Annotated in this window: 3 protein-coding genes; all 3 read left to right on the plus strand. The window is 72.8% G+C overall.

All coding sequences use genetic code 11. The features are described 5' to 3' along the window. The first annotated feature begins 30 nt into the window (after window positions 1–30). Complete coding sequence (locus ACGF5C_RS26975; protein WP_393305994.1) at window positions 31–1,665, plus strand: PhpK family radical SAM P-methyltransferase; 1,635 nt, start codon at window positions 31–33, stop codon at window positions 1,663–1,665. Window positions 1,666–1,697: 32 nt separating this feature from the next. Then, a complete protein-coding gene (locus ACGF5C_RS26980; protein ID WP_393305996.1) occupies window positions 1,698–5,168 on the plus strand; it encodes an amino acid adenylation domain-containing protein in 3,471 nt (1,156 codons plus the stop codon). Further along, the coding region (locus tag ACGF5C_RS26985) for a beta-ketoacyl synthase N-terminal-like domain-containing protein (RefSeq protein WP_393305998.1) at window positions 5,165–6,057 on the plus strand (893 nt) is incomplete at its 3' end. The genes ACGF5C_RS26980 and ACGF5C_RS26985, both read left to right, overlap by 4 nt.

Raw genomic sequence — 6,057 nt, forward strand, 5'->3', positions numbered from 1 at the left:
CCGGTCTCTTTGTCCGGAACGGAGCGGCACATGACAGACTGCCTGATCGTCGGTTTCAACGACGTCGACTTCGCCAGCTACGTCAGCGACGTGCGCCTCATGGGGGCCGACTCCGGCGCCTTCCGCGACCTGCGCCTGGCGTACATCGACCTCGACGGGCGACCGCTGCGCGCGCTGGACGCGCTGAGTCACCTGCGCGAGAGCCCGCCGGGCGCGCCGAAGCCGTACTTCCACAACGCGGACTTCCTCTGGCCGGTGGTCACCGTGCTGGGCAGCTTCCTGGCCCGCCGGGGGTTGAGCGTGGACTTCGTCAACCTGTTCCAGCACGAGCGGGAGCAGTTGCGGGAGAAGCTGGACGGCGACGTCCGCCTCGTGGCGATCACCACGACCCTGTACGTCTCACCGCAGCCGATCATCGAGATCGTCGAGTTCGTCCGCCGGCACAACCCGAAGGTCTCCATCGTGGTCGGCGGGCCGTTCATCACCAACCAGGTGGCCGCGCTCAAACGCCCCGACCTGGACGCGATGATGGACTACCTCGGCGCGGACTACTACGTCACCGGCCGCGAGGGTGAGCTGACCCTGGCCCGGCTGGCGCTCGCGCTGCGGTCCGGCACGGACCCGGGAGACGTGCCGAACCTGGCCTATCGCTCGGACGGCGACTTCGTCCACACCCGCACGGAGATCGAGTCGAACCCGCTGACCGAGCTGGTCGACTACCAGGTCTTCGGCCCCGACGCGTTCAACGAGTTCGTCACCACCCGGACGGCGAAGTCCTGCCCGTTCTCCTGCGCCTTCTGCGGCTTCCCCCAGCGGGCCGGCAAGTACACCTACCTCGACGTGACGCACGTCGAGCGGGAGCTGGACAACATCCGCAAGCTGCCGTCGGTCAACACCGTGACGTTCATCGACGACACCTTCAACGTCCCCAAGAACCGGTTCCGGGACATCCTCCGGATGATGATCGACAAGGACTATGGTTTCAAGTGGAACTGCTTCTACCGCAGTGACCACGGCGACCGCGCGACCATCGAGCTGATGAAGGAAGCCGGCTGCGAGGGCGTCTTCCTGGGCATCGAGTCGGGCAGCGACGTGCTGCTCAAGCAGATGAACAAGACCGCCCGCCGGGCGGACTACATCGACGCGCTCGGGGCCTTCAACGAACACGGCATCTCGACGTACGCCTCGCTGATCGTCGGCTTCCCCGGCGAGACGGAGGAGACCGTCGCCGAGACCGTGGACCTGCTCGACCAGGGCCGGCCGGACTACTTCCGGGCCCAGCTGTGGTACTGCGACCCGGTCACCCCGATCTACCAGCGCCGGGACGAGCTGGGTATCAAGGGCGAGGCGTTCAACTGGAGCCACCAGACGATGGACTGGTCCACCGCCGCCCAGATCATCGACGACCTCTTCGTCGACGTGACCAGTTCCGTCTGGCTGCCGCAGTTCGGGTTCGAGCAGTGGAGCACCTTCTACCTCCAGCGCAAGGGGATGTCCGGCGAGCAGGTCAAGGACTTCGTCCGCGCCTTCAACGGCGTCCTGGCCGACCAGCTGCGCCACTCCGGCGGCAGCGCCGCCCAGCCGGAGCTGCTCGACCGGTTGCGCCGGGCGAGCCAGTTCGAGGCGGTGAACCCGCCGGGCCCGGCGCCGTCGCCGGTGAGCTGACCGTCCCGCCCGTCCCAGCAGAAAGCGGTACCGTGCGCCGAACACCTTCCGACGCGGTCCGGGCCCGGCTGGCCAGCCGGCTGGCGGCCGGGGCCGAGTTCCTCGCCAACGACACGACGGTCGACTCCCTGCCCGACGACGCGGCGACCACCGACGGCCCGCGGCGGTTCGCGGCCGACGGACACCCGCCGGACCCGGACGCCCCGGCCCCGGTCTCCTTCGCGCAGCGCCGCCTGTGGTTCCTGCACCAGTTCCAACCGGACAGCCCGGCCTACCACGTGCCGGCGGTGCTGCGGATGACCGGACCGCTGTCCGTGGACGCCCTTCGGGGCGCCCTGGACCGGCTGGTGGCGCACCATCCCGCCCTGCGCACGGTGTTCGACGACGTCGACGGCGAACCGGTGCAGCGGACGGTCGACGTGCCCGCCGTCCGGCTCGACGTGACCGACCTGACCGACCTGCCGCCCGCACAGCGCGAGGACCGGGTGCGCGAGGCGGTCGCCGCCGAGCGGCAGCCCCCGTTCGACCTGCGGCGCGGGCCGCTCCTGCGGACCCGGCTGTTCCGGCTCGGCGAGGACGACCACCGGCTCTTCCTCGACCTGCACCACATCGTCGTCGACGGCTGGTCGCTCAGCGTCCTGGTCAACGACCTGGTCCGCTACTACGCGGCGGGGACGGGGCACGGCACGGAGCCCGCTCCGCCGCCCGTCGACCCGGCCGGGCACGCCCGCTGGCAGCACCACCGCGTCGGCGCCGGTGAGCTCGACGACCAGCTGGCGTGGTGGGAGCGGCGGCTCGCCGGCGCCTCGGCGACGGAACTGGCGCCCGACCGGGTGCGGCCCGCCGTGCTGGGCTGGCGGGGCGGCCGGCGGACCGTGCGCCTCGACGCCGAGCTGACCGACCTGGTCCGGGCCGCCGCCCGCCGGCACGCCGCCTCGCCGTACATGGTGCTCCTGGCCGGGTTCGTCGCCCTGCTGCACCGGCAGACCGGGCAGTCGGACGTCGTCCTCGGCACGCCGGTCGCCGGCCGGGACCGGGTGGAGCTGGAGCCGCTGGTCAGCCTGCTGGTGAACACCGTCGTGCTGCGCACCGACGTGTCCGGCGACCCGACCTTCGCCGAGCTGGTGACCCGGGTGCGCGACGTCGTGCTGGACGCCCAGACGCACCACGAAGCCCCGTTCGAGCTGATCGTGGAGCGGCTGCGCCCCGTCCGGGACCCGGCCCGCCACCCGCTGTTCCAGATCGTCTTCGCGATGAAGAACCTCCCCCCGTTCGAGCGCCTGCACGTCGGTCCGCTGACGGTGGAACTGCTCGACATGGTCGGCGAGGTCTCCAAGTTCGACCTCTCCGTGATGGCGTTCGAGGGCGACACGCACATCGACTGCGAGTTCGAGTTCAGCACCGAGCTGTTCGACGACGACCGCATCACGCAACTGATGGCGCAGTACCGGGCGATCCTCGGCTCGCTCTGCGCGCGCCCGGACCGGCGGCTGTCGGCGGCGGCGCTGCTGGACCCGGCGGAGGAGGACCGGATCGTGCGCCGCTGGAGCGGGCAGGTCCGCGACTACCCGACCGGGCCGGTGCACCACCTGGTCGCGCGGTGGGCCCGGACGGCGCCGGACGCCCCCGCCGTGCGGGCCGACGGCAGGACGCTGACGTACGGGGAACTGGACCGCCGCGCCGACGTCCTCGCCGCCCGGCTGCGGGCCGTCGGCGCGGGGCCCGGCCGGCCGGTGGCCGTCTGCCTGGACCGGGGAGCGGAACTGGTGACCGCCTTCCTCGCCGTGCTCAAGGCGGGCGCGGCGTACGTGCCGCTCGACCCCGGCTACCCGCCGGACCGGCTCGCCTTCACGCTGGCCGACAGCCTGGCCTGCGCGGTGCTGACCAGCGAGGACCTGACCGGCAGGTTCGCGGCGGCGCGGACCGCGGTGCTCGACGTCGCCGCCACCACCGCTGTCTCCGCCGACGCCGATGCTGGTGGCGAGGCCGCCGCCGGGGCCGGCGGGGTGGCCGCGCCCGCGGAGCCGGACCCACGGGAGATCGCGTACGTCATCTACACCTCCGGCTCCAGCGGGCGCCCGAAGGGCGTCGAGGTCACCCACGGCGGCCTGGCCAACCTGGTGCACTGGCACCTCGACGCCTACCGGATCGGGCCGCAGGACCGCGCCACCCTCGTCGCCAGCCCCGGCTTCGACGCCTGCACCTGGGAACTGTGGGCGACGCTGGCCGGTGGCGCGGCACTGCACGTGCCGCCCGAGCCGGTCCGGGTCGCCCCCGACCGGCTGGCGCGCTGGCTGGTCGACGAGGCGATCACCGTGACCTTCCTGCCCACCACGGTCGCCGAAGCGGTGCTCGCGGAGGAGGCCGTGACCGGCTCGGCGCTGCGGCTGCTGCTCACCGGGGGCGACGCGCTCACCCGTACGCCCCCGCCCGCGCTGCGCGCCCGGCTGGTCAACCACTACGGCCCGACGGAGAACACCGTGGTGGCCACGGCCGACCCGGTGCCCCCGCAGGACGGGCCGGTGGTGCACGCGCCCCCGATCGGCCGCGCCATCGCCAACGTCACCACCTACGTGCTGGACGGGGCCGGGCGACCGGTGCCGGTCGGCGTGCCCGGGGAACTGTGCCTCGGCGGGCTCCAGGTGGTCCGGGGCTACCTGCGGGACCCCCGTCGCACCGCGGAACGCTTCGTCCCGGACCCCTTCGGGGCCACGCCCGGCGCCCGGATGTACCGCACCGGCGACCTCGTCCGCTGGCTGCCCGACGGTCGGCTGGACTTCCTCGGCCGGCTCGACAGCCAGCTCAAGGTGCGCGGCTTCCGGGTCGAGCCGAGCGAGATCGAGGCGGTGCTGGTGACCCACCCCGCCGTCCGGGAGGCCGCCGTCGTGGTCCGCGGCGACAACCCGGACCGCCGGGACCTCGCCGCACTGCTCGTCCTCGAGGACGGGCCGGCACCGACGTACGAGGAGGTGCGGGCCGTGGCCCGGCGGCACCTGCCGGGCTACATGGTGCCGGCGGTCCTCGCCGCGGTGGAGGCCCTGCCCGTGACCACCAACGGCAAGCTCGACCGGGACCGGCTGACCTGGCGGGCCGGCCGGCCGCTGCGCCAGGAGGCCACGGCGGAGCCGCCAATCGGCGCCACCGAGCGCGCGGTCGCCGAGGTGTGGGCCCTCGTGCTCGACGTCCCGCCGTTGGGCCGCACCGACAACTTCTTCGACCTCGGGGGCCACTCGTTCCTCGCCCTACGCGCCCGCCAGCAACTCGCCGAGCGGCTCGGCGTCGAACTGAACGTGGTCGACCTGTTCCAGTTCCCGACCGTGGCCGCGCTCGCGGCCCACCTGGACCGGATCCGCGCCACGCCGGAACCGGCCGACGGGGAGCAGGACCCGGGGTCACCGGCCAGCCGCGCGCAGCTCCGCCGGGCGGCGGTGCGCGGTGGCGCCCTGGCACGTCGTCGACAGGCGCACGAACAGCGCCGCCTCGCGGAAGGGACGGACCGATGACCGAGCTGCCTGCGCACCTCGACGACCAGTTCGACAACGCGCTGGCGGTGGTCGGCCTGGCGGGTCGTTTCCCGGGAGCGTCGAGTGTCGCGGAGTTCTGGCGGAACGTGTGCGCCGGGGTGGAGTCTGTGACGTTCTTCTCGCCGGAGGAGTTGGCGGCGGCGGGGGTGCCGGAGTCGGTGTATTCGCATCCGTCCTATGTGCCGGCGAAGGCGCGGTTGGACGGCGTGGAGTTGTTCGACGCGGAGTTCTTCGGGTTCAGCGCCCACGAGGCGGAGATGACGGATCCGCAGCACCGGTTGTTCCTGGAGTGTGCGTGGGAGGCGTTGGAGGACGCGGCGTACGACCCGGCGCGTTTCCCGGGCCGGATCGGCGTCTACGCGGGCAGCTCCGTCAATTCCTATCTGCTCCGGGCGGTCGCGGCGGACCCGACGCTGATCTCCGACATGAGCGCGCTCATGGCCAACGAGAAGGACTTCCTGGCCACCCGCGTGGCGTACAAGTTCGACCTTCGCGGCCCCGCGATGACGATCCAGTCGGCGTGCTCGACCTCGCTGGTCGCGATCCACCAGGCGTGCCAGGCGCTACTGGCGGGGGAGTGCGACATGGCGCTGGCCGGCGGCGTCGGCGTCCGGGCCGAGGAGGCGGAGGGGTACCGCCACCAGGACGGCATGGCCCTCTCCCCGGACGGGCACTGCCGGGCCTTCGACCGGGCCGCCGCCGGCACCGTCAACGGCAGCGGACTGGCCGTCGTGGTGTTGCGGCGGTTGGCGGATGCGGTGGCGGCGGGGGATGTGGTGCATGCGGTGGTGCGGGGTTCGGCGGTGAACAACGACGGTGGTGGTAAGGCGGGGTTTACGGCGCCGTCTGCGGTGGGTCAGGCGCAGGT

The organism is Micromonospora sp. NPDC047620 (assembly GCF_043205005.1).
GTDB lineage: Bacteria > Actinomycetota > Actinomycetes > Mycobacteriales > Micromonosporaceae > Micromonospora.

Bases quoted from the DNA above. Each gene is read 5' to 3' on its own strand.
- ACGF5C_RS26975 (WP_393305994.1), top strand. From the start codon at position 31: ATGACAGACTGCCTGATCGTCGGTTTCAACGACGTCGACTTCGCCAGC.